General features: G+C 53.0%; 27 protein-coding genes and 2 pseudogenes. 14 read left to right on the top strand and 15 right to left on the bottom strand.

The features are described from left to right. Nucleotides 1-5 precede the first annotated feature (5 nt). The 10 genes from BEA93_RS02040 to hycA form a co-directional block, all read right to left on the bottom strand. On the bottom strand, nucleotides 6-761 hold the full coding sequence (locus BEA93_RS02040) for a hypothetical protein (RefSeq protein WP_001516942.1): 756 nt from the start codon (nucleotides 759-761) through the stop codon (nucleotides 6-8). Nucleotides 762-803: 42 nt separating this feature from the next. Continuing rightward, complete coding sequence (gene hycI, locus BEA93_RS02035) at nucleotides 804-1274, bottom strand: hydrogenase maturation peptidase HycI (RefSeq protein WP_000132959.1); 471 nt, start codon at nucleotides 1272-1274, stop codon at nucleotides 804-806. Beyond that, nucleotides 1267-1677, bottom strand: coding sequence for a formate hydrogenlyase assembly protein HycH (gene hycH / locus BEA93_RS02030; RefSeq protein WP_001291934.1), 411 nt, complete (start codon nucleotides 1675-1677; stop codon nucleotides 1267-1269). The genes hycI and hycH overlap by 8 nt, the downstream gene beginning before the upstream one ends. Then, on the bottom strand, nucleotides 1674-2441 hold the full coding sequence (hycG, locus tag BEA93_RS02025; protein ID WP_000067394.1) for a formate hydrogenlyase subunit HycG: 768 nt from the start codon (nucleotides 2439-2441) through the stop codon (nucleotides 1674-1676). The genes hycH and hycG overlap by 4 nt, the downstream gene beginning before the upstream one ends. Beyond that, entirely contained in the window at nucleotides 2441-2983 is a 543-nt protein-coding gene (gene hycF, locus BEA93_RS02020; RefSeq protein WP_000493799.1) for a formate hydrogenlyase subunit HycF, read from the bottom strand. Before hycF ends, hycG begins: the two co-directional genes overlap by 1 nt. A 9-nt stretch (nucleotides 2984-2992) precedes the next feature. Next, nucleotides 2993-4702 carry a formate hydrogenlyase subunit HycE gene (hycE, locus tag BEA93_RS02015; RefSeq protein ID WP_001288146.1) on the bottom strand — a complete coding sequence of 570 codons (1710 nt, stop codon included), beginning with the start codon at nucleotides 4700-4702 and terminating at the stop codon, nucleotides 2993-2995. Between the two features lie 17 nt (nucleotides 4703-4719). After that, nucleotides 4720-5643 (bottom strand): formate hydrogenlyase subunit HycD, encoded by a 924-nt coding sequence (hycD, locus tag BEA93_RS02010; protein ID WP_001516944.1) that lies wholly within the window; start codon nucleotides 5641-5643, stop codon nucleotides 4720-4722. Nucleotides 5644-5645: 2 nt separating this feature from the next. Beyond that, entirely contained in the window at nucleotides 5646-7472 is a 1827-nt protein-coding gene (gene hycC / locus BEA93_RS02005) for a formate hydrogenlyase subunit 3 (RefSeq protein ID WP_105224740.1), read from the bottom strand. Next, entirely contained in the window at nucleotides 7469-8080 is a 612-nt protein-coding gene (gene hycB / locus BEA93_RS02000; RefSeq protein WP_001079169.1) for a formate hydrogenlyase subunit HycB, read from the bottom strand. The genes hycC and hycB overlap by 4 nt, the downstream gene beginning before the upstream one ends. A gap of 124 nt (nucleotides 8081-8204) precedes the next feature. Then, nucleotides 8205-8666: a formate hydrogenlyase regulator HycA gene (gene hycA, locus BEA93_RS01995; protein ID WP_000158067.1), complete on the bottom strand. Its 462-nt coding sequence runs from the start codon at nucleotides 8664-8666 to the stop codon at nucleotides 8205-8207. A 212-nt stretch (nucleotides 8667-8878) separates the two neighbouring features. Between hycA and hypA the strand changes: the two genes are divergently transcribed. The 7 genes from hypA (at nucleotide 8879) to BEA93_RS01960 (ending at nucleotide 15121) form a co-directional block, all read left to right on the top strand. Next, nucleotides 8879-9229, top strand: coding sequence for a hydrogenase maturation nickel metallochaperone HypA (gene hypA / locus BEA93_RS01990; protein WP_001516945.1), 351 nt, complete (start codon nucleotides 8879-8881; stop codon nucleotides 9227-9229). A 3-nt stretch (nucleotides 9230-9232) separates the two neighbouring features. Further along, nucleotides 9233-10105, top strand: coding sequence for a hydrogenase nickel incorporation protein HypB (gene hypB / locus BEA93_RS01985; protein WP_000337678.1), 873 nt, complete (start codon nucleotides 9233-9235; stop codon nucleotides 10103-10105). Then, nucleotides 10096-10368: a hydrogenase 3 maturation protein HypC gene (hypC, locus tag BEA93_RS01980; RefSeq protein WP_000334875.1), complete on the top strand. Its 273-nt coding sequence runs from the start codon at nucleotides 10096-10098 to the stop codon at nucleotides 10366-10368. The genes hypB and hypC overlap by 10 nt, the downstream gene beginning before the upstream one ends. Beyond that, on the top strand, nucleotides 10368-11489 hold the full coding sequence (gene hypD, locus BEA93_RS01975; protein ID WP_001212982.1) for a hydrogenase formation protein HypD: 1122 nt from the start codon (nucleotides 10368-10370) through the stop codon (nucleotides 11487-11489). The genes hypC and hypD overlap by 1 nt, the downstream gene beginning before the upstream one ends. Further along, complete coding sequence (gene hypE, locus BEA93_RS01970) at nucleotides 11486-12496, top strand: hydrogenase maturation carbamoyl dehydratase HypE (RefSeq protein ID WP_105224741.1); 1011 nt, start codon at nucleotides 11486-11488, stop codon at nucleotides 12494-12496. Before hypD ends, hypE begins: the two co-directional genes overlap by 4 nt. A 73-nt stretch (nucleotides 12497-12569) precedes the next feature. Continuing rightward, nucleotides 12570-14648 (top strand): formate hydrogenlyase transcriptional activator FlhA, encoded by a 2079-nt coding sequence (flhA, locus tag BEA93_RS01965; protein ID WP_038355668.1) that lies wholly within the window; start codon nucleotides 12570-12572, stop codon nucleotides 14646-14648. Between the two features lie 44 nt (nucleotides 14649-14692). Beyond that, nucleotides 14693-15121, top strand: a complete 429-nt coding sequence (locus BEA93_RS01960; protein WP_001516948.1) for a TOBE domain-containing protein — start codon at nucleotides 14693-14695, stop codon at nucleotides 15119-15121. A 40-nt stretch (nucleotides 15122-15161) separates the two neighbouring features. Here BEA93_RS01960 and BEA93_RS01955 read toward each other — a convergent pair whose 3' ends face one another. Together BEA93_RS01955 and BEA93_RS25290 are read right to left on the bottom strand one after the other, a co-directional pair. Beyond that, complete coding sequence (locus BEA93_RS01955) at nucleotides 15162-15506, bottom strand: nitrous oxide-stimulated promoter family protein (protein WP_001516949.1); 345 nt, start codon at nucleotides 15504-15506, stop codon at nucleotides 15162-15164. A gap of 31 nt (nucleotides 15507-15537) precedes the next feature. Then, nucleotides 15538-15707 (bottom strand): annotated as a pseudogene (locus tag BEA93_RS25290) (hypothetical protein). Nucleotides 15708-15782: 75 nt separating this feature from the next. On the opposite strand from BEA93_RS25290, the gene mutS reads away from it, so the two are divergent. After that, nucleotides 15783-18344, top strand: coding sequence for a DNA mismatch repair protein MutS (mutS, locus tag BEA93_RS01950; RefSeq protein ID WP_000110913.1), 2562 nt, complete (start codon nucleotides 15783-15785; stop codon nucleotides 18342-18344). 41 nt (nucleotides 18345-18385) lie between these two features. On the opposite strand, the gene BEA93_RS01945 is transcribed toward mutS, so the two are convergent. After that, entirely contained in the window at nucleotides 18386-18919 is a 534-nt protein-coding gene (locus BEA93_RS01945) for a hypothetical protein (RefSeq protein WP_105224742.1), read from the bottom strand. Nucleotides 18920-19011: 92 nt separating this feature from the next. Between BEA93_RS01945 and pphB the strand changes: the two genes are divergently transcribed. Continuing rightward, the gene (pphB, locus tag BEA93_RS01940) at nucleotides 19012-19668 is read left to right on the top strand and encodes a protein-serine/threonine phosphatase (protein WP_105224759.1); all 657 of its coding nucleotides are present in this window, start codon (nucleotides 19012-19014) and stop codon (nucleotides 19666-19668) included. 50 nt (nucleotides 19669-19718) lie between these two features. Here pphB and ygbI read toward each other — a convergent pair whose 3' ends face one another. Next, on the bottom strand, nucleotides 19719-20486 hold the full coding sequence (gene ygbI, locus BEA93_RS01935) for a DNA-binding transcriptional repressor YgbI (RefSeq protein ID WP_016249120.1): 768 nt from the start codon (nucleotides 20484-20486) through the stop codon (nucleotides 19719-19721). 195 nt (nucleotides 20487-20681) lie between these two features. Between ygbI and ltnD the strand changes: the two genes are divergently transcribed. The 5 genes and pseudogenes from ltnD (at nucleotide 20682) to BEA93_RS01910 (ending at nucleotide 25717) form a co-directional block, all read left to right on the top strand. Further along, nucleotides 20682-21590 carry an L-threonate dehydrogenase gene (gene ltnD / locus BEA93_RS01930; RefSeq protein ID WP_105224743.1) on the top strand — a complete coding sequence of 303 codons (909 nt, stop codon included), beginning with the start codon at nucleotides 20682-20684 and terminating at the stop codon, nucleotides 21588-21590. After that, nucleotides 21587-22849, top strand: coding sequence for a 3-oxo-tetronate kinase (otnK, locus tag BEA93_RS01925; RefSeq protein ID WP_016262469.1), 1263 nt, complete (start codon nucleotides 21587-21589; stop codon nucleotides 22847-22849). The genes ltnD and otnK overlap by 4 nt, the downstream gene beginning before the upstream one ends. Then, nucleotides 22846-23484: a 3-oxo-tetronate 4-phosphate decarboxylase gene (gene otnC, locus BEA93_RS01920; protein ID WP_105224744.1), complete on the top strand. Its 639-nt coding sequence runs from the start codon at nucleotides 22846-22848 to the stop codon at nucleotides 23482-23484. Before otnK ends, otnC begins: the two co-directional genes overlap by 4 nt. A 4-nt stretch (nucleotides 23485-23488) precedes the next feature. Further along, entirely contained in the window at nucleotides 23489-24265 is a 777-nt protein-coding gene (locus BEA93_RS01915; protein WP_001136907.1) for an HPr family phosphocarrier protein, read from the top strand. 88 nt (nucleotides 24266-24353) lie between these two features. Then, nucleotides 24354-25717 (top strand): annotated as a pseudogene (locus BEA93_RS01910) (GntP family transporter). Nucleotides 25718-25975: 258 nt separating this feature from the next. On the opposite strand, the gene rpoS reads toward BEA93_RS01910, so the two are convergent. After that, a complete protein-coding gene (gene rpoS, locus BEA93_RS01900) occupies nucleotides 25976-26968 on the bottom strand; it encodes an RNA polymerase sigma factor RpoS (protein ID WP_000081550.1) in 993 nt (330 codons plus the stop codon). Nucleotides 26969-26985 lie beyond the last annotated feature (17 nt).

The raw sequence follows: 26985 nt of genomic DNA, 5'->3' as shown, positions 1-26985 counted from the left end.
TGCTGTCAGAGCTGATTCACCCCATCAAGCACATCCCCCTTTATCAAACAACGCTGCGTCAGCGCCAGATCTTCCGTTTGCGGGTCGCGCCCGGCGATGGGTTTGATGATGAGTTTACGGTTGGGGGTATAAGCAAAACGCGTGAGAGCGGGATAGCTTAACTTGCCAAACCAGCCGTGAACGCGCTGCCATTTGGCGTCTTTTACCTGATACAGACTGGTTATCCAGTAACCAGAATCAAACTGCATATCCAGCAATTGCGTGTGACCATTGCCTTGCAAATCCAGCAAATCATCTACGCCAGTTTTGCTTGCGGTGTAAAAACCATCGACCTGGAAAACACACGGGCGACCTTGCTGATTAAAGGTCATCAGGATCAAAAACGAGGAAGGCGCCAGCCCGTTTCCCGAAACGCCTCGCCAGATAACCAAATCCTGAATGCCATTACGATCGAGGTCAGCACGGTAAAATTGCGCATTACCCGCCATATTTTGCAGCACACCCACAGGCACAAACCAGGATTTACCAGCGCGGTCTTTAGCGGTTAATTGCCAGTAATCCTCTTCATTTGGCATCTTCTCAAGCGTCACGCCAGCAACGCCCACTTTTCTAAAATGCCAGTTTTGATCGGTAAAATAAGGCATGGTCAGGAGAGATTTCAGCGCACGCTTTTGCGCGTATTCGCTGTCACTCATCGGCAGATATTCGGTAAAGCTGGTGGCCTGCGCAGGCAGCACAAAGCCCAATAAAAAAGCGCACATCCCTGTCCTGATTTTCAATTCCCTGAACTCCTTAACGAAGAACTACTCTTCTTCCGCCGCTAACTGCGCAAATCCGCCGTTTCCTTCCCAGCCTTCCAGCCGTTGATAAACGGTTTCCACCGCATCTTTAATCGGCTGGGTCATCGGGTAGTAAAAGCCGACGATATCCGGCTGGATGCCGAGGAAAATCACTTCGCCAATATCTTCTTTCAATTGGTCGATAAGGTAATTCAACGGCATGTTATGGGTCGTCATCATAAACATCTCAGCGATGTCATCCGGGTCGATGATGCGGATCTCGCCGGGGTTTAGCCCCATATCAGTGGCGTCGACAATCAGCAGTCGTGTCGGGCGCAGCTCGCGGATGGCGACAATGTCATTTTCCGGTGCGCTACCGCCGTCAATCACCACCCAGTTACCTTTCGGCGCGGCGGCGCACTTTTCTGCCAGCAACGGGCCCGCGCCATCATCGCCCATCATGCTATTGCCAACACAAAGTAAAACGTCAGTCACGCAATCTCCTCACCATCAAATAGATGGCGTTTTCCTGATGAATATCATGCAGCATACTTAACAGCATTGTACTCCATTCCTTCTGCTGCGAAGTTTGCGCTGCCCGGGCTTTATCGAATGCATTGGCCAGCATCGGCACATGGTTAATGTCGATGACGATCTCACCGTATTTCGGCACGCCTTCCATTTTTCGGCGGGCTTCGCTGCCCGCCTCCAGTGTCGCAATCCATGCCAGGTATTCATCCCACGGGCAGGTAAGCGCCGCTTCCAGGCAATCGATAACCCCAAGGTGGTGACCAATCGCCAGGCTGTAATAGACCACCTGCTGCGCCTCAGAAGGCGTGGCATCGTTCTCATCAATAAATTTACGGCTCAGTTGACTGAACACCACCTTTTCACTCATCGGATACGCGCCTCTTCAACAACATGATTCAGATGGCTGACAATCTCGTTCAGACGCGGATCGTTTTCCGCCTCCAGCCAGCGTGCAACCTGCTCTTCGCCCTGCCCTAACTGCGTCAGGAAATCATCAGCAATCTGGCGACCGTAACGGTAACCCGCCAGGCGGCGCGCTTCGCGATCCACTTTTACGCGCAGCGGCTGCACCATTTCCGGGTGCAGGATTTCTGCCGGTTGTTCATCCAGTTCGCCGGGGCCACGGGCGTGGATTTTCTGTTCCAGCAAACCGAGCGCCATCGCAAAGCCGTACAGCGTGGCGGCAGGCGTTGGCGGGCAACCCGGAATGTAGACATCCACCGGGACGATTTTATCTGTACCGCCCCACACGCAGTAGAGATCGTGAAAAATGCCGCCGCTGTTACCGCAGGCACCGTAGGAGATACAGATTTTCGGGTCCGGCGCGGACTGCCACGCACGCAGCGCAGGGGATCGCATTGCACGGGTGACCGCGCCGGTAAATAGCAAAATATCCGCATGACGCGGGGACGGAACGACTTTAATGCCGAAGCGTTCTGCATCGAACAGCGGCGAAAGCGTGGCAAAAATTTCGATTTCACAGCCGTTACAGCCGCCACAGTCCACGCGGTAAACGTAGGCAGAACGTTTGATTTTTTTCAGTAACGACGCCTTCATGCTGGCGATGGATTCATCCACCGTCATCGGGACCGGAATGCCGTTGGCGTCACGGGGGCCTAATAAATTGCTCATCAGATGGCCTCTTTCATATGGCGAGTCAGTTCAATACGGTCGGACGGCACCAGGCATTTCTGGCGCTTACATTCCGGGCAAGTCTCAAAGCTTTCGCGGTGGTTTTCCGCGCGGCTGTCGCCGTTGTGCTTAAGCAGCGCAATGGCGTAGTCGATCTCTTTCTGTACGGCGAAAGGACGATTGCAGACGCGGCAGTTGCACAGCGCGAAACGGGACTGTTGCAGGAAGTCTTCTTTCTTCCACACTGCCAGTTCGTACTCTTGCGACAGTTTAATCGCCGCTGTCGGGCAGACTTCTTCGCAGCGGCCACAGAAGATGCAACGACCAAGATTGAACTGCCACGCCAGCTCACCAGTGGCGAGGTCGGTTTCAACCGTTAAGGCGTTTGACGGGCAGGCATTGACACAGGCCGCACAGCCGATGCACTGCTGCGGGTTCTGCTCTGGCTTACCACGGAAGTTTTTATCAACCGCAATCGGCTCCAGCGGATAAGACGAGGTCGCCGTGCCGGTTTTGATGACTTTTTTGATAAAGGTAAACATGGCGATTCCTTATTTCAGCGGCGAGTTTTTACGCTCAATGCTGTAGCGCTCAAGTTCTTTGTACGGCACCACTTTGCTCTTCTTCTTACGCACATCGACCACGGTCATGCGGTCGGTACAGGAGTAGCAAGGGTCGAGGCTACCGATAATCAGCGGTGCATCAGAAACGGTGTTGCCACGCAGCATATAGCGTAGAGTCGGCCAGTTAGCGTAGGTTGCCGCGCGGCAGCGCCAGCGGTACAGCTTCTGGTTGTCGCCGGTCATGCTCCAGTGAATATCATCACCACGCGGCGCTTCGGCAAAGCCCAACGCAAAACGGTGTGGAATATAGGTGAATCCTTCCACCGCCAGCGGGCCACCTGGCAAGTTATCCAGGCCGTAGTCGATCATATTGAGCGAAGTAAAGACTTCGTTGATACGCACTTTCAGGCGCGAAATAACGTCACAACCCTGTTCGCTGTGTACTTCCATCGGCAGCAAGCCATAACCAACAAACGGGTGATCGGCACGGGTATCACGAGCGTGGCCGCTGGCGCGAACCATCGGCCCAACGTTACTGAAGTCGCGGGCGATTTCTGGATCAAGACGACCAATTCCAACGGTGCGCTGTTCCATGTTTGGCGTACTCAGCAGCACATCCACCAGTTCCCGCACTTCACGACGCATTTGCTGCGCCAGTTGGCGGGTCTGGATCATGTCATCTTTCAGTAGATCGCGGCGAATCCCGCCGATCAAGTTCAGACCGTAAGTTTTACGCGCCCCGGTGAGGATCTCCGCCATTTTCATGGAGGATTCGCGCACGCGGAAGAACTGCATAAAGCCGGAGTCAAAGCCAGTAAAGTGGCAGGCAAGGCCGAGGTTGAGCAGATGCGAGTGCAGACGTTCCACTTCCAGCAGAATGGCGCGGATCATCTGCGCACGCTCTGGTACCTGAATGCCCATCGCGTTTTCCACCGACGTGGTGTAGGCGGTGCTGTGGGCGAAGCCGCAGATCCCGCAAACACGGTCAGAGAGGAACGTCACTTCGTTATAACCCATGCGGGTTTCCGCCAGTTTTTCCATGCCACGATGGACGTAGAACAGGCGGTAGTCGGCGTCGATAATGTTTTCACCATCGACGAACAGACGGAAGTGCCCCGGTTCGTCAGAAGTGACATGTAGCGGACCAATCGGTACAACGTTATTTTTCTTATCACCCAGTTCGTTGATGAACTCGTAGGTTTCAGCATCGGTGGTCGGTGCCGGACGCTGACGATAATCCATGCTGTCTTTACGCAGCGGGTAGAGTTCATCCGGCCAGTCATCCGGCAGCACCAGACGACGTTCATCCGGCAGGCCAACCGGAATCAAACCGTACATATCGCGCACTTCACGCTCGCCCCACACCGCCGCCGGAACGCGCGGCGTCACGGACGGATATTCTGGTTTGTTGGCGTCAACTTCGACACGCACGGTTATCCAGCACCTGGTGCCCTTCTCCATCGACAGCACGTAGTAAACGGCATAATGGCCATTCAGTTTGCGCTCGTCGTTACCAAACAGCACCGACAGCCAGCCACCCTGTTTGTAGTAGAGAAACTCCACCACTTCCGGCAGGTAGTTCACCTTTACGGTAACGGTAAGCTGATCTTTGGTCTGCCAGGCGTGGTCCAGCACGACGCCCGGAAATGCCTCATTCAGCGCGGCGAGATAATGTTGACCTAATTTTTCTTCAGACATGCTCAAACTCTCTTTAATCACGCCGCCAGCAAGGAGACGAACGCTAAAAATGCAAAACCAAAACCAGCCCAGGTCATGCGCGGAGTAATATCAAGACGCAGACGGGCCATGCTGTTTTCGAATAGCGCGATAACCAGTACACCGACCACCAGTTTGACGATGGCAATCACCAATGCCAGCAGCAGCCCACCGGCGGTGAAGGTTTCCATTTGTCCCCACGGGATAAACACCCCGACGAACATCTGCAACACCACCAGTTGTTTCAGGCTGATACCCCATTTCATTACGCCAAAGCCGCTACCGCTGTATTCAGAGAGCGGCCCTTCCTGCAACTCCTGCTCGGCTTCCGCCAGGTCGAACGGCAGTTTGCCCATTTCGATAAAGGTGGCGAATGCACAGGCGCAGAGCGCCAGCACCAGTGGAATACTTTGGCTCAGCGGCCAGTGATAAACGGTGTCGGTGATGTTGCTGATGTTGGTGGAACCGGCAACCTGTGCGGCGACCCACAGCCCAAGCAGCAGCATCGGCTCAACCAGCACACCCAGCATCGCTTCACGGCTCGCGCCGATAGCGGTAAACGGGCTACCGGTATCCAGACCGGAAATGGCAAAGAAGAAACGCGCGATAGCGAAGAGATACAGTAAGGTGATCAAATCACCCAGTTGCGGCAGCGGAGAACCGACGGTCACTACCGGTAACGCAGTGGCGATAGTCAGCATGACGCCCACCATCACATACGGCGTCAGGCGAAACACCCAGCCAGAGGCATCCGGGCCAACGCTCTGGCGACCCAGCAGTTTGATAATGTCGCGATACTCCTGCAGCACGCCTGGTCCGCGACGGTTATGCAGACGGGCGCGCGCCACGCGGGTAATACCGGAGAGCAGCGGCGCAACGGCAAATAACACCAGCGCCTGAATTAACGGATACAAAACACTCATTCTCAGGCTCCTCGTGAAACAATAATCACCACCAGTACCGCCAGTTCAACCAGCGCCATCCGGCGGAACAGCAACGCACTTCCCTCGCTCTGCCAGCCCGGCACCAGCGACACCGGATTCAGCACTTTGCGCAGTTTCAGCACCGGCGCAAACGCCTGTTTCACCGGCATGGCAAAACCGTGAGCAGTAATCACCATTGATTTTTCGTGGTCATAGCCACACACCCATGCCGCGCCACGGGAACGTGACGGCAGACGGTCGCCTTTGCAAATCGCCATAATGATGAATGGCAGCAGCGGGCAGGCAATCAGCAGCAACGTGATCATCGGTTGAGAAACGGTGGTGTTAGCAGGCTCCAGCGGCAGAGGTACAGCAGCAGACAGCATCGGCAGCAGCCACGGCGCAGCAACACCGCCAATCACGCAGCAAATCGCCAGTGCCACCACACTTACGCTCATCAGGATCGGCGCACAGGTGGCGTTTTCAGCTTCTTTGGTACGCGGTGCGCCGAGGAAGGTTACGCCATAGACTTTCGCCATACACATCACCGCCAGCGCACCGGTAATTGCCAGACCCACAGCGAGCAGCGGCCCCAGCAGACGGGCAACAAACGCGCCGCTATTGCTCAGTTTGAAGAAGGATTGATAGATAACCCATTCACCGGCAAACCCGTTCAGCGGCGGCAGCGCCGCCATTGCCATCAGCCCGACTAACATGGCGATGGAGATAACCGGCATTTTCTTGCCAATTCCGCCCAGTTTTTCGATATCGCGATGACCAGTACGGAACCAGACGCTACCCGCGCCGAGGAACAGTACGCTTTTGAACAGGCTATGGTTAAGCAGATGGTACAGACCACCGACCAGGCCAAGGGCAATCAGCGCCGGTTGTTCAAGCGCGATACCCGTTACACCAGCGCCCAGCCCCAGCAGGATAATGCCGATATTTTCCAGCGTGTGGTAAGCCAGCAGACGCTGGATATTGTGCTCCATCAGTGCATACAGACCGCCGACGAACGCGGTGATCATGCCGAGCACCAGCAGCGCAATCCCCCACCACAGCGGCGCGTTCCCCCCCAGCAGCGACAGAGTTAAAATACCCAGCAGGCCAATTTTCATCACTACCGTGGAAAACAGCGCTGCCGCTGGCGCAGAGGCGTTGGCATGAGCCTGCGGCACCCAACCATGCAGTGGGATAATCCCGGCCAGCAGGCCAAAGCCAATCACGCCAAGCAGCCAGATATCGGAACCGAGCGGCAGTTGTTGCACTCGCATATCCAACAGGCGCAAATCCAGCGTGCTATAACGCTGCCACACCAGCCAGCAAGCGATCGCCAGCAGCAAAGTGCCAAGACGCCCCAGCGCAAACCACAGTTTGCCCTCTTTGCTATTACTGGTGAGGAACACCGCGCACAGGGCCATGATTTCAGCCATTACCACGAACATGCCCAGGTTACTGGCGATGACAGCGCACACGGCGGCAGCCATCAACATATTGATCTGCAAGCCGTTGCATTTCACCTGCGCATGGCGATGCCAGTCAATGTTGTAGAGGCTGACAAACAGGCCGCACAGACCAAGGGTAATCAGCCAAATCGCGTTAAGCGGGGAGATTTGGATATCAAAACTCACCAGCGACAGCGCACCGCTCACGCCGACCGCACCCGTCAGCACGGTGAACCCTGCGGCAGCCGTGTACAGGCTACCGACCGCGCCGCCAATCCCGGCAATCCAGCCACTTAGCGCCTTATGAAAAGAAAAGAGAAATGCCAGAACAGCGGCGGCGGCAAACCACGCCACGCCGCTATTGATCAGTGAAATTGCGCTCATTTAGCCTCTCCACTTTGAGCCTGCTGAAACAAGGTGAGATCGCCAAAGTCCGTGTTAAAAGTCAGCTCACGCTTACGCTTGCTGACGCGGGCGATATCGGTGTTATCCACCAGATGCAGGGCTTTGGTCGGGCACATCCGCACGCAGGCCGGACCTTGTTCATCAAAACTACAGAGGTCACATTTGACGGCGATTGCGCGAATACCCGGCACCCAGTCAAGCAACGTGCTGACACGCGCCGGAGCAGGCGGTGCCGGTGGCGCTTTCGCGGTATTGGCGTTTGCCGGAATATCCAGCGGACGGCTGCCGGAAAATTCGATTGCGCCAAACGGACAGGCAATGCCGCACAGTTTGCAGCTTACGCACAGACTTTCATTAAGCTGGACTGCGCCATCAACGCGGGTGATAGCGTTAACCGGGCAGACCACCGCACAGGGCGCATCTTCGCAGTGATGGCAAAGCTGCGGTGCAGATTCTTTATCATTCAGCATCACTCGCAGGCGCGGCATAGATTGCAGGCCGTGCTGGCGATGCGTCTCTGAACAGGCTGCTTCACAGGTGTGGCAGCCGATACAGAGCGTGGAGTCAGCAATTACAAAACGATTCACCAGGCATTCCTCAGGTGATTGTCATTTTTGACGAAAACATGCCGATGAAATGTCATTTTCGACACTCATCGACACGCCCATCCCCAAACAGGCATGACGCCTGCAACACAGGCAAAGCCTCAGCTCATGCTGCCGAGCTTTGTCCCTTTACCAGTTGGCTTAAATTCACCGGGGTATTGTTTTCAATGGCGGTGTATAAGCTGTCGTAAACGCCAGCGATTTTTTCGAGATAGTGTTCCAGCACTTGTTCGCGATTGCGGATGTTGACCTTGCCATCAATCATGCCGTCAATGCCCAACTGAGCCTGTGCAATCTGCTGTTTATCTTCGCCGTCTTTCGTTTCAACGTAGTACTCGATGGTGTGGCTGTTAAAACCATCCCCGAGGGTGACGTAAATTCGAAAATGCTCAAAAAGAACGAAACAGAGTTCTTTATCTGGCGCGCAGCTCATAGCGTGATGCAAACGCGCTTTTGATAACGTGATCCCCTGAACCAGCGAATTGCAGTAAATATGCCACTGGTCCTGTAGGCGACGATGCCGCTGTGCGATGTAATCGGCTTTCTCGCTTATTTCCCAAATAGTCATTGTCAGGTTACCCGTTTAACAGAGATGTCTGCCCTCAAGCATTTTTTGTGCCAATTTTTAATCTGTTGTTATTTAAGTATTTTTTATGATTCCACTGAATTTCGACGCCGTGTCGACGTGTCATTTCGACATCATCGACATTATTCACCGCAGCGATAATCAACGCTGGCACAATTATTGCTTATAGCTGGCAATAGTTAATGGGAGGCGATATGCACGAAATAACCCTCTGCCAACGGGCACTGGAATTGATCGAACAGCAGGCCGCAAAGCATGGCGCAAAACGCGTAACTGGGGTCTGGCTCAAAATTGGCGCATTTTCTTGTGTCGAAACCAGCTCTCTTGCCTTTTGTTTTGATCTGGTTTGCCGCGGCAGCGTGGCGGAAGGTTGTAAACTGCACCTCGAAGAACAAGAGGCCGAATGCTGGTGTGAAACATGCCAACAGTATGTGACGCTACTGACCCAGCGCGTCCGCCGCTGTCCACAGTGTCATGGCGACATGCTGCGTATTGTGGCAGACGACGGTTTACAGATTCGGCGGATAGAAATAGACCAGGAGTGAGCGATGTGTACAACATGCGGTTGCGGTGAAGGCAACCTGTATATCGAGGGTGATGAACATAACCCTCATTCCGCGTTTCGTAGCGCGCCTTTTGCCCCGGCAGCACGCCCGAAAATGAAAATCACCGGCATTAAAGCGCCTGAATTTACCCCCAGCCAGACTGAAGAAGGCGACCTGCATTACGGTCACGGAGAAGCAGGCACTCACGCGCCGGGCATGAGCCAGCGTCGGATGCTGGAAGTGGAAATTGACGTGCTGGACAAAAATAACCGTCTGGCTGAACGCAATCGCGCACGCTTTGCTGCCCGCAACCAACTGGTGCTCAACCTGGTTTCCAGCCCTGGTTCCGGTAAAACCACGCTGCTGACCGAAACCTTAATGCGCCTGAAAGATAGCGTTCCGTGTGCGGTTATCGAAGGTGACCAGCAGACAGTTAACGACGCCGCGCGCATTCGCGCTACCGGCACACCGGCAATTCAGGTAAACACCGGTAAAGGCTGCCATCTCGACGCACAGATGATTGCCGACGCCGCACCGCGTCTGCCATTAGACGATAACGGTATTCTGTTTATCGAAAACGTTGGCAATCTTGTATGCCCGGCCAGCTTCGATCTCGGTGAAAAACACAAAGTGGCGGTGCTCTCGGTCACTGAGGGTGAAGATAAGCCTCTGAAATATCCGCATATGTTTGCCGCTGCCTCGCTGATGTTGCTCAACAAAGTTGATCTGCTGCCGTATCTCAATTTCGACGTTGAGAAATGCATCGCCTGCGCCCGCGAAGTCAATCCAGAAATTGAAATCATCCTGATTTCCGCCACCAGCGGCGAAGGGATGGACCAGTGGTTGAACTGGCTGGAGACACAGCGATGTGCATAGGCGTTCCCGGCCAGATTCGCACCATTGACGGCAACCAGGCGAAGGTCGACATCTGCGGCATTCAACGCGATGTCGATTTAACGTTAGTCGGCAGTTGCGATGAAAACGGTCAGCCACGCGTGGGTCAGTGGGTACTGGTTCACGTTGGCTTTGCCATGAGCGTAATTAATGAAGCCGAAGCGCGCGACACCCTCGACGCCTTACAAAATATGTTTGACGTTGAGCCGGATGTCGGCGCGCTGTTGTATGGCGAGGAAAAATAATGCGTTTTGTTGATGAATATCGCGCGCCGGAACAGGTGATGCAGTTAATTGAACATCTGCGCGAACGTGCTTCACATCTCTCTTACACCGCCGAGCGCCCACTGCGCATTATGGAAGTATGCGGCGGCCATACCCACGCCATCTTTAAATTCGGTCTCGACCAGTTGCTGCCGGAAAACGTTGAGTTTATCCACGGCCCGGGTTGCCCGGTGTGCGTACTGCCGATGGGCAGAATCGACACTTGCGTAGAAATTGCCAGCCATCCGGAAGTCATCTTCTGTACCTTTGGTGACGCCATGCGCGTACCCGGTAAACAGGGGTCGCTGCTACAGGCAAAAGCGCGCGGTGCCGATGTGCGTATTGTCTACTCACCAATGGATGCGTTGAAACTGGCGCAGGAGAACCCAACCCGCAAAGTGGTGTTCTTCGGCTTAGGGTTTGAAACCACCATGCCGACCACCGCCATCACTCTGCAACAGGCGAAAGCCCGCGATGTGCAGAACTTTTACTTCTTCTGCCAGCACATTACGCTGATCCCGACTCTGCGCAGTTTGCTGGAACAACCCGACAATGGCATTGATGCGTTCCTCGCGCCGGGCCACGTCAGTATGGTTATCGGCACCGACGCCTATAATTTTATCGCCAGCGATTTTCATCGTCCGCTGGTGGTCGCTGGATTCGAACCACTTGATCTACTACAAGGCGTAGTGATGCTGGTAGAGCAGAAAATAGCGGCTCACAGCAAGGTAGAGAATCAGTATCGCCGGGTAGTACCTGATGCCGGTAATCTGCTGGCGCAACAGGCGATTGCTGATGTGTTCTGCGTTAACGGTGACAGCGAATGGCGCGGACTGGGCGTGATTGAATCTTCTGGCGTGCACCTGACGCCGGACTATCAGCGGTTTGACGCTGAAGCGCATTTCCGCCCGGCTCCGCAGCAGGTTTGCGATGATCCGCGCGCGCGCTGTGGCGAAGTATTGACGGGCAAATGTAAGCCGCATCAATGCCCGTTATTTGGGAACACCTGTAATCCTCAAACCGCGTTCGGTGCGCTGATGGTTTCCTCCGAAGGAGCCTGTGCAGCGTGGTATCAGTATCGTCAGCAGGAGAGTGAAGCGTGAATAATATCCAACTCGCCCACGGCAGCGGCGGCCAGGCGATGCAGCAATTAATCAATAGCCTGTTTATGGAAGCTTTTGCCAATCCGTGGCTGGCGGAACAGGAAGATCAGGCACGTCTTGACCTGGCGCAACTGGTGGCGGAAGGCGACCGTCTGGCCTTCTCCACCGACAGCTACGTCATTGACCCGCTATTCTTCCCTGGTGGCAATATTGGCAAGCTGGCGATTTGTGGTACGGCGAATGACGTTGCGGTCAGCGGCGCAATTCCACGTTATCTCTCCTGTGGTTTTATCCTTGAAGAAGGGTTGCCGATGGAGACGCTAAAAGCGGTCGTCACCAGCATGGCAGAAACCGCCCGCGCGGCTGGCATTGCCATTGTGACTGGCGATACCAAAGTGGTACAACGCGGTGCTGCAGACAAATTGTTTATCAACACCGCAGGAATGGGCGCGATCCCGGCGAATATTCACTGGGGCGCACAAACTCTGACCGCAGGCGATGTATTGCTGGTTAGCGGTACGCTCGGTGACCACGGTGCAACTATCCTTAACCTGCGTGAGCAACTGGGGCTGGATGGCGAACTGGTCAGCGACTGTGCAGTGCTGACGCCTCTGATTCAGACACTGCGTGACATTCCCGGCGTGAAGGCGCTGCGCGATGCCACCCGCGGTGGAGTGAACGCGGTGGTTCATGAATTCGCGGCAGCCTGCGGTTGCGGTATTGAACTTTCAGAAGCTGCACTGCCGGTTAAACCTGCCGTGCGCGGCGTTTGCGAACTGCTGGGACTGGATGCCCTCAACTTTGCCAACGAAGGCAAGCTGGTGATCGCCGTAGAGCGTAACGCGGCAGAGCAAGTGTTGGCGGAGCTGCATTCCCATCCACTGGGACAGGATGCTGCGTTAATTGGCGAAGTGGTGGAACGTAAAGGTGTTCGTCTTGCAGGGCTTTATGGTGTGAAACGAACTCTCGATCTACCACACGCCGAACCGCTGCCTCGTATATGCTAATAAAAATCTAAAGCTCCTTTAATTTGTCATTTACCTTTTGCACCGCTTAGCGGTGCTTTCCTGGAAGAACAACATGTCGTATACACCGATGAGTGATCTCGGGCAACAAGGGTTGTTCGACATCACTCGGACACTATTGCAGCAGCCCGATCTGGCCTCGCTGTGTGAGGCTCTTTCGCAACTGGTAAAGCGTTCTGCGCTCGCTGACAACGCGGCGATTGTGTTGTGGCAAGCGCAGACTCAACGTGCGACTTATTACGCGTCGCGTGACAAAGAAACCCCAATAAAATACGAAGACGAAACCGTTCTGGCGCATGGGCCGGTGCGCAGCATTTTGTCGCGTCCTGATACGCTGCATTGCAGCTACGAAGAATTTTGTGAAACCTGGCCACAACTGGCCACAAGCGGTTTATATCCCAAATTTGGTCACTATTGCCTGATGCCACAGGCAGCGGAAGGGCATATTTTTGGTGGCTGTGAATTTATTCGTTATGACGATCGCCCGTGGAGCGAAAAAGAGTTCAATCGCCTGCAAACATTTACGCAGATTGTTTCTGTTGTCACCGAGCAAATTCAGAGCCGCGTCATCAACAACGTCGACTACGAACTGTTATGTCGGGAACGGGATAACTTCCGCATTCTGGTCGCCATCACCAATGCGGTACTCTCCCGCCTGGACATGGACGAACTGGTCAGCGAAGTGGCGAAAGAGATCCACTACTACTTCGATATCGACGATATCAGTATCGTCTTACGCAGTCATCGTAAAAACAAACTCAACGTTTACTCCACTCATTATCTTGATAAACAGCATCCCACTCACGAACAGAGTGAAGTTGATGAGGCCGGAACCCTCACCGAGCGCGTATTTAAAAGCAAAGAGATGCTGCTGATTAATCTCCACGAACGAGATGATTTAGCCCCCTACGAACGCATGCTGTTCGACACCTGGGGAAACCAGATCCAGACGTTGTGCCTGCTACCATTGATGTCTGGTAATACCATGCTGGGCGTATTGAAACTGGCACAGTGTGAAGAGAAAACCTTTACCACCACCAACCTGAGTTTACTGCGCCAGATTGCCGAACGTGTGGCGATTGCCGTGGATAATGCTCTTGCCTACCAGGAAATCCACCGTCTGAAAGAGCGGCTGGTTGATGAAAACCTCGCCCTGACAGAACAACTCAACAATGTGGATAGTGAATTTGGCGAGATTATTGGTCGCAGCGAAGCCATGTATAGCGTGCTCAAACAGGTTGAGATGGTGGCGCAAAGCGACAGCACCGTACTCATTCTTGGTGAAACTGGCACAGGAAAAGAGCTAATAGCCCGCGCAATTCACAATCTGAGTGAGCGAAACGGTCGTCGAATGGTGAAAATGAACTGCGCCGCCATGCCTGCCGGATTGCTGGAAAGCGATCTGTTTGGTCATGAGCGTGGCGCCTTTACTGGTGCCAGCACCCAGCGCATCGGTCGTTTTGAACTGGCGGATAAAAGCTCGCTGTTCCTCGATGAAGTGGGTGATATGCCGCTGGAGTTACAGCCGAAGCTACTGCGCGTGTTGCAGGAACAGGAGTTTGAACGCCTCGGCAGCAACAAAATTATTCAGACGGACGTGCGTTTAATCGCCGCGACTAACCGCGATCTGAAAAAAATGGTCGCTGACCGTGAGTTCCGTAGCGATCTCTATTACCGCCTGAATGTCTTCCCGATTCATCTGCCACCGCTACGCGAGCGTCCGGAAGATATTCCGCTGTTGGCGAAAGCCTTCACCTTCAAAATAGCCCGCCGTCTGGGGCGCAATATTGACAGTATTCCAGCCGAGACTCTGCGCATATTGAGCAACATGGAATGGCCGGGTAACGTCCGCGAACTGGAAAATGTCATTGAGCGCGCGGTGCTGCTGACTCGCGGTAACGTTCTACAACTCTCTTTACCCGATATCTCACTACCGGAACCTGAAACGCCGCCTGCCGCGACGGTCGTCGCCCAGGAAGGTGAAGATGAATATCAACTGATTGTCCGTGTACTGAAAGAGACCAATGGTGTAGTTGCGGGGCCGAAAGGAGCTGCACAACGTCTGGGGCTAAAACGCACCACCCTGCTGTCACGGATGAAACGGCTGGGAATTGATAAAGCGGCATTGGTTTGACAGATTTAGTTATACTCAGTCAACATTCAATGAAAGGAGGCAGTATGGCCGTTTCAGCAAGAAATCAATTAACCGGAACCGTTAGCGCAGTAGCAATGGGCGCGGTGAATGATGAAGTAGAACTGACGCTGGCAGGTGGCGCTAAGCTGGTGGCGATTGTGACCCACAGCAGCCAGCAAGCCCTGGGGCTGGCAAAAGGGAAAGAAGCGATTGCCCTGATTAAAGCCCCGTGGGTAACGCTGGCAACGGAAGACTGTGGACTGAAATTCTCCGCTCGCAACCAGTTTGCTGGCAGCGTGTCGAAAATCACCGAAGGCGCAGTGAATGCCACTGTCCATATCAAAACGGATGCGGGTTTTGAAATTGTGGCGGTGGTAACAAATGAAAGCCAGGATGAGATGAAACTCACCGCTGGCTCGCGCGTTATTGCGTTGATCAAGGCATCAGCAATCCTGATTGCGACCAAAGCGTAAGCGCCGTATTTGCCGGAGAATATAAACTCCTCCGGCAAATTTATTTCTTCGGGCGATATTTTTCTGGCAGTTCCGGCACCGGACGCTTGTCATCAATCAGATGACGCACGGTTAAGATCGGATGACGCCACAGCATTCGCGGCCCCGCCCAACGCATAATCTGCTTCATCTCTTCACGCTTCGCTGGCTGATAACAGTGCACCGGACACTGCTTACAGGCCGGTTTCTCTTCGCCAAACACACATTTATCCAGCCGTTTTTGCGCATAAGCAAACAACGTCTCGTAATGCTCCGGCTCCGCTGACGCCTGCGGGCATTTCGCTTGATAAAGATCGATCATTTTTTTAATCGTCAGTTTTTCACGAGAGATACGCTTGCCGGACATGCTGCCTCCACACTCTTAAGGTGCATTTATATTACAACTTAATTTTAAAGGGGACTATGGCTCTGAAGGAGGAGGTTTCTTCAACCAACGCAATGTTTTCATAATCAACACGCAAAAGCTGCAAAACAGCATCTTTCCCGGAACCAGCATCAAGAACTCACCGTTCGCGTCTTCCCCTGAAATGATTAACTCCGGTATCATGTGCGCCTTATGTGATTACAACGAGAATAAAAACCATCACACCACATTTAACATCAGGGAACCGGACCTAACTCCATGAGTGTAATAGAAAATTTCGAAGCCCATACGCCAATGATGCAGCAGTATCTCAAGCTGAAAGCACAGCATCCGGAGATCCTGCTGTTCTACCGGATGGGTGACTTTTACGAGCTGTTTTATGACGACGCGAAACGGGCGTCGCAACTGCTGGATATTTCGCTGACTAAACGTGGCGCTTCCGCGGGTGAGCCAATCCCGATGGCAGGTATCCCCTATCACGCGGTAGAAAACTATCTTGCCAAACTGGTAAATCAGGGCGAATCCGTCGCTATTTGTGAACAGATTGGCGATCCGGCGACCAGCAAAGGGCCCGTTGAGCGCAAAGTTGTCCGTATCGTCACACCGGGTACTATCAGCGATGAAGCCCTGTTGCAGGAGCGCCAGGACAACCTGCTGGCGGCTATCTGGCAGGACAGTAAAGGTTTCGGTTACGCGACGCTGGATATCAGTTCCGGGCGTTTTCGTCTGAGCGAACCGGCTGACCGCGAAACGATGGCAGCAGAACTGCAACGCACCAATCCGGCGGAACTGCTGTACGCAGAAGATTTTGCTGAAATGTCGTTAATTGAAGGTCGTCGCGGCCTGCGCCGTCGCCCGCTGTGGGAGTTTGAAATCGACACCGCGCGCCAGCAGTTAAACCTGCAATTTGGCACGCGCGATCTGGTAGGTTTTGGTGTTGAAAATGCGTCACGCGGTCTTTGTGCCGCTGGTTGCCTGTTGCAGTATGCAAAAGATACCCAGCGCACAACCTTGCCACATATCCGCTCTATCACGATGGAACGCGAGCAGGACAGCATCATTATGGATGCTGCGACGCGCCGTAATCTGGAAATCACCCAGAATCTGGCGGGTGGCGCGGAAAATACGCTGGCTTCCGTGCTTGACTGCACCGTCACGCCGATGGGTAGCCGTATGCTGAAACGCTGGCTACATATGCCAGTGCGCGACACCCGCGTGTTGCTTGAGCGCCAGCAGACCATCGGCGCATTGCAGGATTTCACCGCCGAATTACAGCCGGTACTGCGGCAGGTGGGCGATCTGGAGCGTATTCTGGCACGACTGGCGTTACGTACCGCTCGCCCACGCGATCTTGCTCGCATGCGTCACGCCTTCCAGCAACTGCCGGAACTGCGCGCACAGTTAGAAACTGTCGATAGTGCACCGGTACAGGCGCTGCGTGAGAAAATGGGCGAATTTGCCGAACTGCGCGATCTGCTGGAGCGGGCAATCATCGACACGCCGCCGGTACTGGTGCGCGACGGTGGTGTTATCGCACCGGGCTATAACGAAGAGCTGGATGAGTGGCGCGCGCTGGCTGACGGCGCGACCGATTATCTGGAGCGTCTGGAAGTCCGCGAGCGTGAACGTACCGGCCTGGACACGCTGAAAGTTGGTTTTAACGCGGTGCACGGCTATTACATTCAAATCAGCCGTGGGCAAAGCCATCTGGCACCGATTAACTACATGCGCCGCCAGACGCTGAAAAACGCTGAACGCTACATTATTCCGGAGCTGAAAGAGTACGAAGACAAAGTCCTCACCTCAAAAGGCAAAGCACTGGCGCTGGAAAAACAGCTTTATGAAGAGTTGTTTGACCTGCTGCTGCCGCATCTGGAAGCGTTGCAACAGAGTGCGAGCGCACTGGCAGAACTCGACGTGCTGGTTAACCTGGCAGAACGTGCCTATACCCTGAACTACACCTGCCCGACCTTTATTGATAAACCCGGTATTCGCATTACCGAAGGTCGCCATCCGGTGGTTGAACAGGTACTGAATGAGCCGTTTATCGCTAACCCGCTGAATCTGTCGCCACAGCGCCGCATGTTGATCATTACCGGTCCGAACATGGGAGGTAAAAGTACCTATATGCGCCAGACCGCGTTGATTGCGCTGATGGCCTATATCGGCAGTTATGTACCGGCACAAAGCGTGGAAATTGGTCCGATTGACCGTATCTTCACCCGCGTCGGCGCGGCGGATGATCTGGCTTCCGGGCGTTCAACCTTTATGGTGGAAATGACCGAAACCGCCAATATTCTGCATAATGCCACCGAGTACAGTCTGGTGTTGATGGATGAGATTGGTCGCGGGACGTCCACTTACGATGGTCTGTCGCTGGCGTGGGCGTGTGCGGAAAATCTGGCGAATAAGATTAAAGCGTTGACACTGTTTGCCACCCACTATTTCGAACTGACACAGCTACCAGAGAAAATGGAAGGCGTGGCGAACGTGCATCTTGATGCACTGGAGCACGGCGACACGATTGCCTTTATGCACAGTGTGCAGGACGGCGCGGCAAGTAAGAGCTACGGTCTGGCGGTTGCTGCGCTGGCGGGCGTACCAAAAGAGGTAATCAAGCGCGCGCGGCAGAAACTGCGTGAGCTGGAGAGCATTTCACCTAATGCGGCCGCTACGCAGGTTGATGGTACGCAGATGTCTTTGCTGTCATTACCGGAAGAAACCTCGCCAGCAGTCGAAGCACTGGAAAATCTCGATCCAGATTCACTGACCCCGCGTCAGGCGCTGGAGTGGATTTATCGGTTGAAGAGTCTGGTGTAAACCTGATATTCCCGACGGCACTATGCCGTCGGGTTGATTCACTACTTTTTCATTTGCACCCGGCAATACTGAGTCACCACATCTGAAATAGAGGGATATTTCACTTTCACCTGGTAATCAGGAAATGTCGTAAATGTGATATCCTCATGATCAATAAACACGGGGGCAGTTTTCCGTGCAGCTTCTGCTAAGATCGCTTCTTGCTCTGGTGCTAACGGATAAAATACCTTTACACTGTCAGGTACAATCTCTTCTTTTATCTTCGATTTTTCATGAGTAACAATGATATCCATCTCATGGCGGACAAAGGATATTGTGGAACCATTTAAATGATAATATTGTGTCGTGTGGTAGCGTTTTTCATTTTCTACCGAGTAAATGACTTTCATTATTTCCAAAATGCTAAGTTGATATTTTTCGTTATTCTCCGTCACACTGAAATCTGTTGTACACTTAACTACATCACCTTCAGTTATAAGTTTTTCAAAACGATTTATTTCTTCTATAGAAGCAGCTTGTACATTAGATGTAAAAAAACAGAAAGCTAACAGGAAAGCATAAAAACATCTAAGCATCTTAAAACATCCTTTTGTAATTTATTACTCCAAAGACTTCGACACTCTGGTCGGGTATAATAATACATTGCTATAATTTTGAGTCTATGCAAATGTCTACCACCCGCTATCAAAAAATTGATGCTCATAACTATCGCCATATATGGGCCGTTGGTGATATTCATGGTGACTATCAATTATTACAATCCCGCTTACATCAATTATCTTTTTGTCCCGAAACAGACTTACTTATTTCTACAGGCGATAATATTGATCGTGGGGCGGAGAGTCTTAACGTACTACGCCTGTTAAACCATCCCTGGTTTACCTCTGTTAAAGGCAACCACGAAGCGATGGCTCTTGATGCATTCGCGACTGGCGATGGCAATATGTGGCTGGCCAGTGGCGGTGACTGGTTTTTCGATTTAAATAAGACGGAACAAAAAGAGGCAATAGAACTGTTGCTTCGTTTTCATCATCTTCCCCATATTATTGAATTAGATAACGATAATATAAAATATATCATCGCACATGCAGATTACCCAGGAGATAAATATCAGTTTGGTAAAGAAATAGCGGAAAGTGAATTACTATGGCCTGTTGATCGCGTGCAGAAATCTCTTAAAGGCGAATCACAAAAAATAAACGGTGCCGACCGCTTTATCTTTGGTCATATGATGTTTGATAACATTCAGACGTTCGCTAACCAGATTTATATTGATACCGGCTCACCGAAAAGCGGACGGTTATCGTTTTATAAAATAAAGTAATCTCATGCTTCCTCTGTGAAGCATGAGTATCCCGGTTTTATTTCAGGCCATTATTCGTTTTTCGCCAGCAGCAAAGAGAGATCAAGCTTCGCCAGCGTGCGGCTGGCGCTTTCCGGCAGACCGCCGTCAGTAATGATCTGATCAAACTCACTTAACGGTAACGCCAGCCATGTCGCCACCTGACCATATTTCGTGGCATCACAGACCAGAATCCGCTGGCGACTGGCACTGGCAATCGCCCGTTTCACCGTGACTTTATCTTCCGCTGGCGTAGAGATCCCCCGCACACTCCATGACGATGCAGAAATAAAAGCCTGATCAATCATCAAGCTGCGCAGCATGGTCGCGGCGGCTTCTCCGACACAGGAACGGTTTTCCCGACAAACTGCACCACCAGTGTGAATAATTGTGCAATTACTGTTGTCGAGCAAGTAGTTTGCGATAACGAAATCGTTGGTGACTACAGTGAGTGGCTCCATGTGAATCAAATGCTGTGCAATCGCTAACGTGGTCGTTCCCGCATCCAGATAGATACAACTCCCCGGCTGAACGAGACTTGCCGCCAGCTTGCCAATAGCCGCTTTTTGCGTCATTGCCAGCGCAGTTTTTACCTGGTGAGAAGGTTCATGCGCCACACGTCCCGGCGACTGGACACCTCCGGACACCAACACAACAGCGCCCTGCTGCTCCAGTTTTTGCAAATCCCGACGAATGGTCATATGTGACACATTCATTCTGTCCGTCAGTTCAGCAATACTGACAATGCCTTTTTCAGCTACCATCTCAAGGATGATTTGGCGACGCTCTACGGGTATCAACTTTTGCTCCTTCCTTTGTCCTGCGGACATTCTACGCTATTTGCCTGCGAAACGTGCGCAACGCAACTATCGCTTAGTTCACATAAAATAACACACCATGTTAATTTTTGTGAATCAGCTCACCATATCGTTATCGCCTGGCGCTTATATTCACAACATCAAACAAAATATCACTTAAATTAACAAGGAGAGCAGATGAAAACGGGAGCTGAGTTTCATGTCGGTATCGTTGGTTTAGGGTCAATGGGGATGGGAGCGGCGCTGTCGTGTGTCCGCGCGGGTCTTTCTACCTGGGGCGCAGACCTGAACGCCAATGCCTGCGCTACGCTGAAAGAGGCTGGCGCTTGCGGGGTTTCCGATAACGCCGCGACGTTTGCCGAAAAACTGGATGCTCTGCTGGTGCTGGTGGTAAATGCGGCCCAGGTCAAACAAGTACTGTTTGGTGATAAAGGCGTTGCACAGCATCTGAAACCCGGCACGGCTGTAATGGTTTCTTCCACTATCGCCAGTGCTGATGCGCAGGAAATTGCCACTGCTCTGGCTGCGTTCGATCTGGAAATGCTGGATGCGCCAGTTTCTGGTGGCGCGGTAAAAGCCGCTAACGGTGAAATGACCGTTATGGCCTCCGGTAGTGATCTTGCCTTTGAACGCCTGACCCCCGTGCTGGAAGCCGTCGCCGGAAAAGTTTATCGCATTGGTGCAGAGCCGGGTCTGGGTTCGACAGTAAAAATTATCCACCAGTTGTTAGCTGGCGTGCATATTGCTGCCGGGGCCGAAGCGATGGCGCTTGCTGCCCGTGCGGGGATCCCACTGGATGTAATGTATGACGTCGTAACCAATGCCGCCGGAAATTCGTGGATGTTCGAAAACCGGATGCGCCATGTGGTGGATGGCGATTACACCCCGCATTCTGCCGTAGATATTTTTGTGAAGGATCTCGGGCTGGTTGCTGATACCGCTAAAGCCCTGCACTTTCCGCTGCCGTTGGCCTCAACAGCGTTGAATATGTTCACCAGCGCCAGCAACGCAGGTTACGGAAAAGAAGACGACAGCGCAGTCATCAAGATTTTCTCTGGCATCACTCTACCGGGAGCGAAATCATGATCAAGATTGGCGTTATCGCTGATGATTTTACCGGCGCGACGGATATCGCCAGTTTTCTGGTGGAAAATAGTCTGCCAACGGTGCAAATCAACGGTGTCCCGACAGGGGAAATGCCGGAAGCAATCGATGCCGTTGTGATCAGTCTGAAAACTCGCTCCTGCCCGGTGGCAGAAGCCACACAGCAATCGCTGGCGGCTCTGCGCTGGTTGCAACAACAAGGTTGCAAACAAGTCTACTTCAAATACTGCTCCACTTTCGACAGTACTGAGAAAGGCAATATCGGCCCGGTGACTGATGCATTAATGGATGCACTCGACACGCCGTTTACGGTCTTTTCCCCGGCTCTGCCAGTCAACGGGCGCACGGTTTATCAGGGTTATTTGTTCGTGATGAATCAACTGCTGGCCGAATCCGGGATGCGGCATCATCCAGTAAATCCTATGACCGACAGCTACCTTCCGCGTCTGGTTGAAGCACAATCCACAGGGCGCTGCGGCGTCGTTTCGGCGCATATTCTCGAAAAAGGTGTGGAAGCCATGCGTCAGGAACTGGCCCGTTTACAGCAAGAGGGCTATCGCTACGCGGTGCTTGATGCCCTGACCGAACGCCATCTGGAAATTCAGGGTGAAGCCTTGCGTGATGCCCCATTAGTAACCGGCGGTTCTGGCCTTGCGATAGGTCTGGCCCGGCAGTGGGCGCAAGAAAACGGTAACCAGGCACGCGAAGCAGGGCGTCCACTCGCAGGGCGCGGCGTAGTGCTCTCCGGTTCATGCTCACAAATGACCAATTGCCAGGTGGCACATTACCGTCAGATGGCGCCAGCCCGTGAAGTTGATGTGGCACGTTGTCTCACAACAGAAACACTGGTCGCTTATACACACGAACTGGCGAAATGGGTTCTGAGTCAGGAAAGTGAACTTGCTCCGCTGGTTTTTGCCACCGCCAGCACCGACGCGCTGGCCGCTATTCAACAGCAATATGGCGCACAAAAAGCCAGCCAGGCAGTGGAAGCGCTGTTTTCGCTACTGGCTGCCAGGTTAGCGGCGGAAGGTGTAACACGTTTTATTGTCGCAGGCGGTGAAACTTCCGGAGTGGTCACGCAGAGTCTGGGCATAAAAGGGTTCCATATTGGCCCAACAATTTCCCCCGGTGTGCCGTGGGTTAACGCACTGGATAAACCTGTCTCACTGGCCCTTAAATCCGGCAATTTCGGTGACGAAGCCTTTTTTTCACGAGCCCAAAGAGAGTTTCTACCATGAGCGATTTCGCAAAAGCAGAGCAGTCTTTGCGAGAAGAGATGACGCGGATTGCCAGTTCGTTCTTTCAGCGCGGCTATGCCACCGGTTCGGCTGGCAATCTGTCGCTGCTTTTGCCTGACGGGAATTTACTGGCAACGCCGACAGGTTCATGCCTGGGTAATCTCGATCCGCAGCGGCTTTCCAAAGTCACCGCGGATGGCGAATGGCTAAGTGGTGACAAACCCTCAAAAGAAGTGCTCTTTCATCTGGCGCTGTATCGCAATAATCCGCGCTGTAAAGCTGTCGTGCATTTGCACAGTACGTGGTCGACGGCACTTTCCTGCCTTCAAGGGCTGGACAGCAGTAACGTTATTCGTCCGTTCACACCGTACGTGGTGATGCGGATGGGGAACGTCCCGTTGGTGCCCTATTATCGCCCGGGCGATAAACGCATCGCACAGGATCTGGCGGAACTGGCAGCAAATCATCAGGCCTTTTTGTTAGCAAATCATGGCCCAGTGGTTTGCGGTGAAAGCCTGCAAGAAGCTGCCAACAATATGGAAGAGCTGGAGGAAACGGCCAGGCTGATTTTTATTCTCAGCAACCGCCCGATCCGCTATCTGACCGCAGATGAAATTGCGGAATTAAGGAGTTAATGCAATGCCTCGTTTTGCAGCTAATTTATCCATGATGTTCACCGAAGTGCCTTTTATTGAACGCTTCGCCGCAGCGCGAAAAGCTGGTTTTGATGCCGTGGAATTTCTGTTTCCCTATGACTATTCCATCCAGCAAATCCAGCAACAACTGGCGCAAAACCATCTGACGCTGGCGCTGTTCAATACCGCTCCTGGGGATGTTAATGCGGGTGAATGGGGATTATCCGCCCTTCCCGGACGTGAGCACGAAGCTCGCGCGGACATCGATCTGGCTCTGGAATATGCGCTGGCGCTCAATTGCGAACAAGTTCATGTGATGGCAGGAGTAGTGCCCGCAGGCGAAGACGCTGAACGGTATCGGGCAGTGTTTATCGATAATCTCCGCTACGCTGCCGATAGCTTTGCGCCGCACGGCAAGCGAGTTTTGGTTGAAGCACTCAGCCCAGCCGTTAAACCTGGTTATCTCTTCTCCAGTCAGTATCAGGCACTGGCAATTGTTGAAGAGGTCGCTCGCGATAATGTGTTTATTCAGTTGGATACCTTCCATGCGCAAAAAGTAGATGGCGACCTGACGCATTTAATCCGCGATTACGCTGGGAAATATGCCCACGTACAAATTGCCGGACTGCCTGACCGACATGAACCAGACGATGGCGAGATCAATTATCCGTGGCTGTTTCGCCTGTTCGATAAGGTGGGATATCAGGGTTGGATCGGTTGTGAATACAAACCCCGCGGCCTCACCGAAGAAGGGCTTGGCTGGTTTGACGCCTGGCGCTAATTCGCTAAATCCATAATTACAACGTACCCATACATCCCCCCATCTACGGATGGGGTAGGTTAACTATAACTTTCAGACAGGGTTTTCCATGTCCACAATTACATTGTTATGCATTGCGTTAGCTGGCGTAATCATGCTGTTGCTGCTGGTCATCAAGGCAAAAGTACAACCATTCGTCGCGCTGCTTCTCGTCAGCCTGTTAGTCGCACTTGCAGCGGGTATCCCGGCTGGCGAAGTAGGTAAAGTGATGATCGCCGGGATGGGGGGCGTGCTTGGTTCCGTCACCATTATCATCGGCCTTGGCGCTATGCTGGGGCGCATGATCGAGCACTCTGGCGGCGCAGAATCACTGGCCAATTATTTCAGCCGCAAGTAGGGGATAAACGAACAATCGCCGCACTGACTCTGGCAGCATTCTTCCTCGGCATCCCCGTCTTCTTTGATGTCGGCTTTATTATTCTTGCGCCAATCATTTATGGCTTTGCCAAGGTTGCAAAAATATCACCGCTTAAATTTGGTCTGCCTGTTGCTGGGATCATGCTGACCGTTCACGTAGCTGTGCCGCCACATCCTGGCCCCGTCGCCGCAGCGGGACTCCTTCACGCAGACATCGGCTGGCTGACCATAATCGGTATTGCGATTTCTATTCCAGTGGGCATTGTCGGCTATTTTGCAGCGAAAATAATCAATAAGCGCCAATATGCGATGTCGGTGGAAGTACTGGAGCAGATGCAACTGGCTCCAGCCAGTGAGGGAAACGCAACAAAATTAAGCGATAAAATAAATCCGCCAGGCGTAGCGCTGGTCACCTCGCTAATTGTTATCCCTATCGCGATTATTATGGCGGGTACGGTTTCGGCAACACTAATGCCAGCCTCGCATCCCCTGCTTGGTACGTTGCAACTGCTCGGCTCACCGATGGTAGCATTGATGATTGCGCTGGTACTGGCGTTCTGGTTATTGGCCTTACGTCGCGGCTGGAGCCTGCAACACACCAGCGATATTATGGGCTCAGCCCTTCCCACTGCGGCGGTAGTTATTCTGGTTACTGGAGCTGGTGGGGTGTTCGGCAAAGTGCTGGTGGAATCTGGCGTCGGTAAGGCTCTTGCCAACATGCTACAAATGATTGACCTGCCTCTGTTGCCTGCGGCATTTATTATTTCACTGGCGCTGCGTGCATCGCAGGGTTCGGCAACCGTAGCAATCCTGACAACAGGCGGACTGCTTTCAGAAGCGGTTGTGGGGCTGAATCCGATTCAGTGCGTACTGGTGACACTGGCGGCCTGCTTTGGTGGGCTTGGCGCATCGCACATTAACGACTCCGGTTTCTGGATCGTCACCAAATATCTGGGTTTATCGGTGGCAGATGGTCTGAAAACCTGGACAGTGTTAACGACCATCCTCGGTTTTACCGGATTCTTAATCACCTGGTGCGTGTGGGCAGTAATTTAACCTTAGCGAAAAGGTTCGATGGGTACTTGCTGCGGCGATCCCATTGGTAACCGCGTGGATGATGAATTTTTGGGGCGTTTGAGTAGAGAAGAGCAGGTGTTGTTTATGCGACTGGTGCGCAAGATGATGAACACATAGGGTGCTGATTGCCGGATGCGACGCTGTCGCATCTTATCCAGGCGACAAAATACACCAACTCCCCAAACAAAAGAAAAAGGCCAGCCTCATATGAGACTGGCCTTTCTGACAGATGCTTGCTTATTCGCGGAACAGCGCTTCGATATTCAGCCCCTGAGTCTGCAAAATCTCACGCAGACGGCGCAGGCCTTCAACCTGAATCTGGCGAACACGTTCTCGTGTGAGGCCTATTTCACGACCTACATCTTCCAGTGTTGCCGCTTCATACCCCAGCAAACCGAATCGACGTGCCAGCACTTCACGCTGCTTGGCGTTCAGTTCGAACAGCCATTTGACGATGCTCTGCTTCATATCGTCATCTTGCGTGGTGTCTTCCGGACCGTTCTCTTTTTCGTCGGCCAGGATGTCCAGCAACGCTTTTTCGGAATCACCACCCAGCGGGGTGTCTACCGAGGTAATGCGCTCGTTAAGACGAAGCATACGGCTGACGTCATCAACTGGCTTATCCAGTTGCTCTGCGATTTCTTCCGCGCTCGGTTCGTGATCCAGCTTATGGGACAACTCACGTGCGGTTCGCAGGTAAACGTTCAGCTCCTTTACGATGTGGATCGGCAAACGAATCGTACGGGTTTGGTTCATAATCGCCCGTTCGATCGTCTGGCGAATCCACCATGTTGCGTATGTTGAGAAGCGGAAACCACGTTCCGGGTCAAACTTCTCAACCGCGCGGATCAGCCCCAGGTTACCCTCTTCGATAAGATCCAGCAACGCCAGACCACGATTGCCATAACGGCGGGCAATTTTTACCACCAGACGCAAGTTACTCTCGATCATCCGGCGGCGGGAGGCGACATCTCCACGCAGTGCGCGACGCGCAAAATAAACTTCTTCTTCGGCCGTTAACAGTGGCGAATAACCAATCTCACCAAGGTAAAGCTGAGTCGCGTCCAGCACACGCTGTGTGGCACCCTGCGATAACAGCTCCTCTTCGGCCAAATCGTTATCACTGGGTTCCTCTTCAACTAAGGCCTTTTCGTCAAAAACCTCAACTCCGTTCTCATCAAATTCCGCATCTTCATTTAAATCATGAACTTTCAGCGTATTCTGACTCATAAGGTGGCTCCTACCCG

It is taken from the genome of Escherichia sp. MOD1-EC5950 (assembly GCF_002965345.1).
Lineage (GTDB): Bacteria > Pseudomonadota > Gammaproteobacteria > Enterobacterales > Enterobacteriaceae > Escherichia > Escherichia marmotae.
The sequence above is the reverse complement of the archived record's forward strand: the minus strand, read 5'-3'. Positions and strand labels throughout refer to the sequence as shown.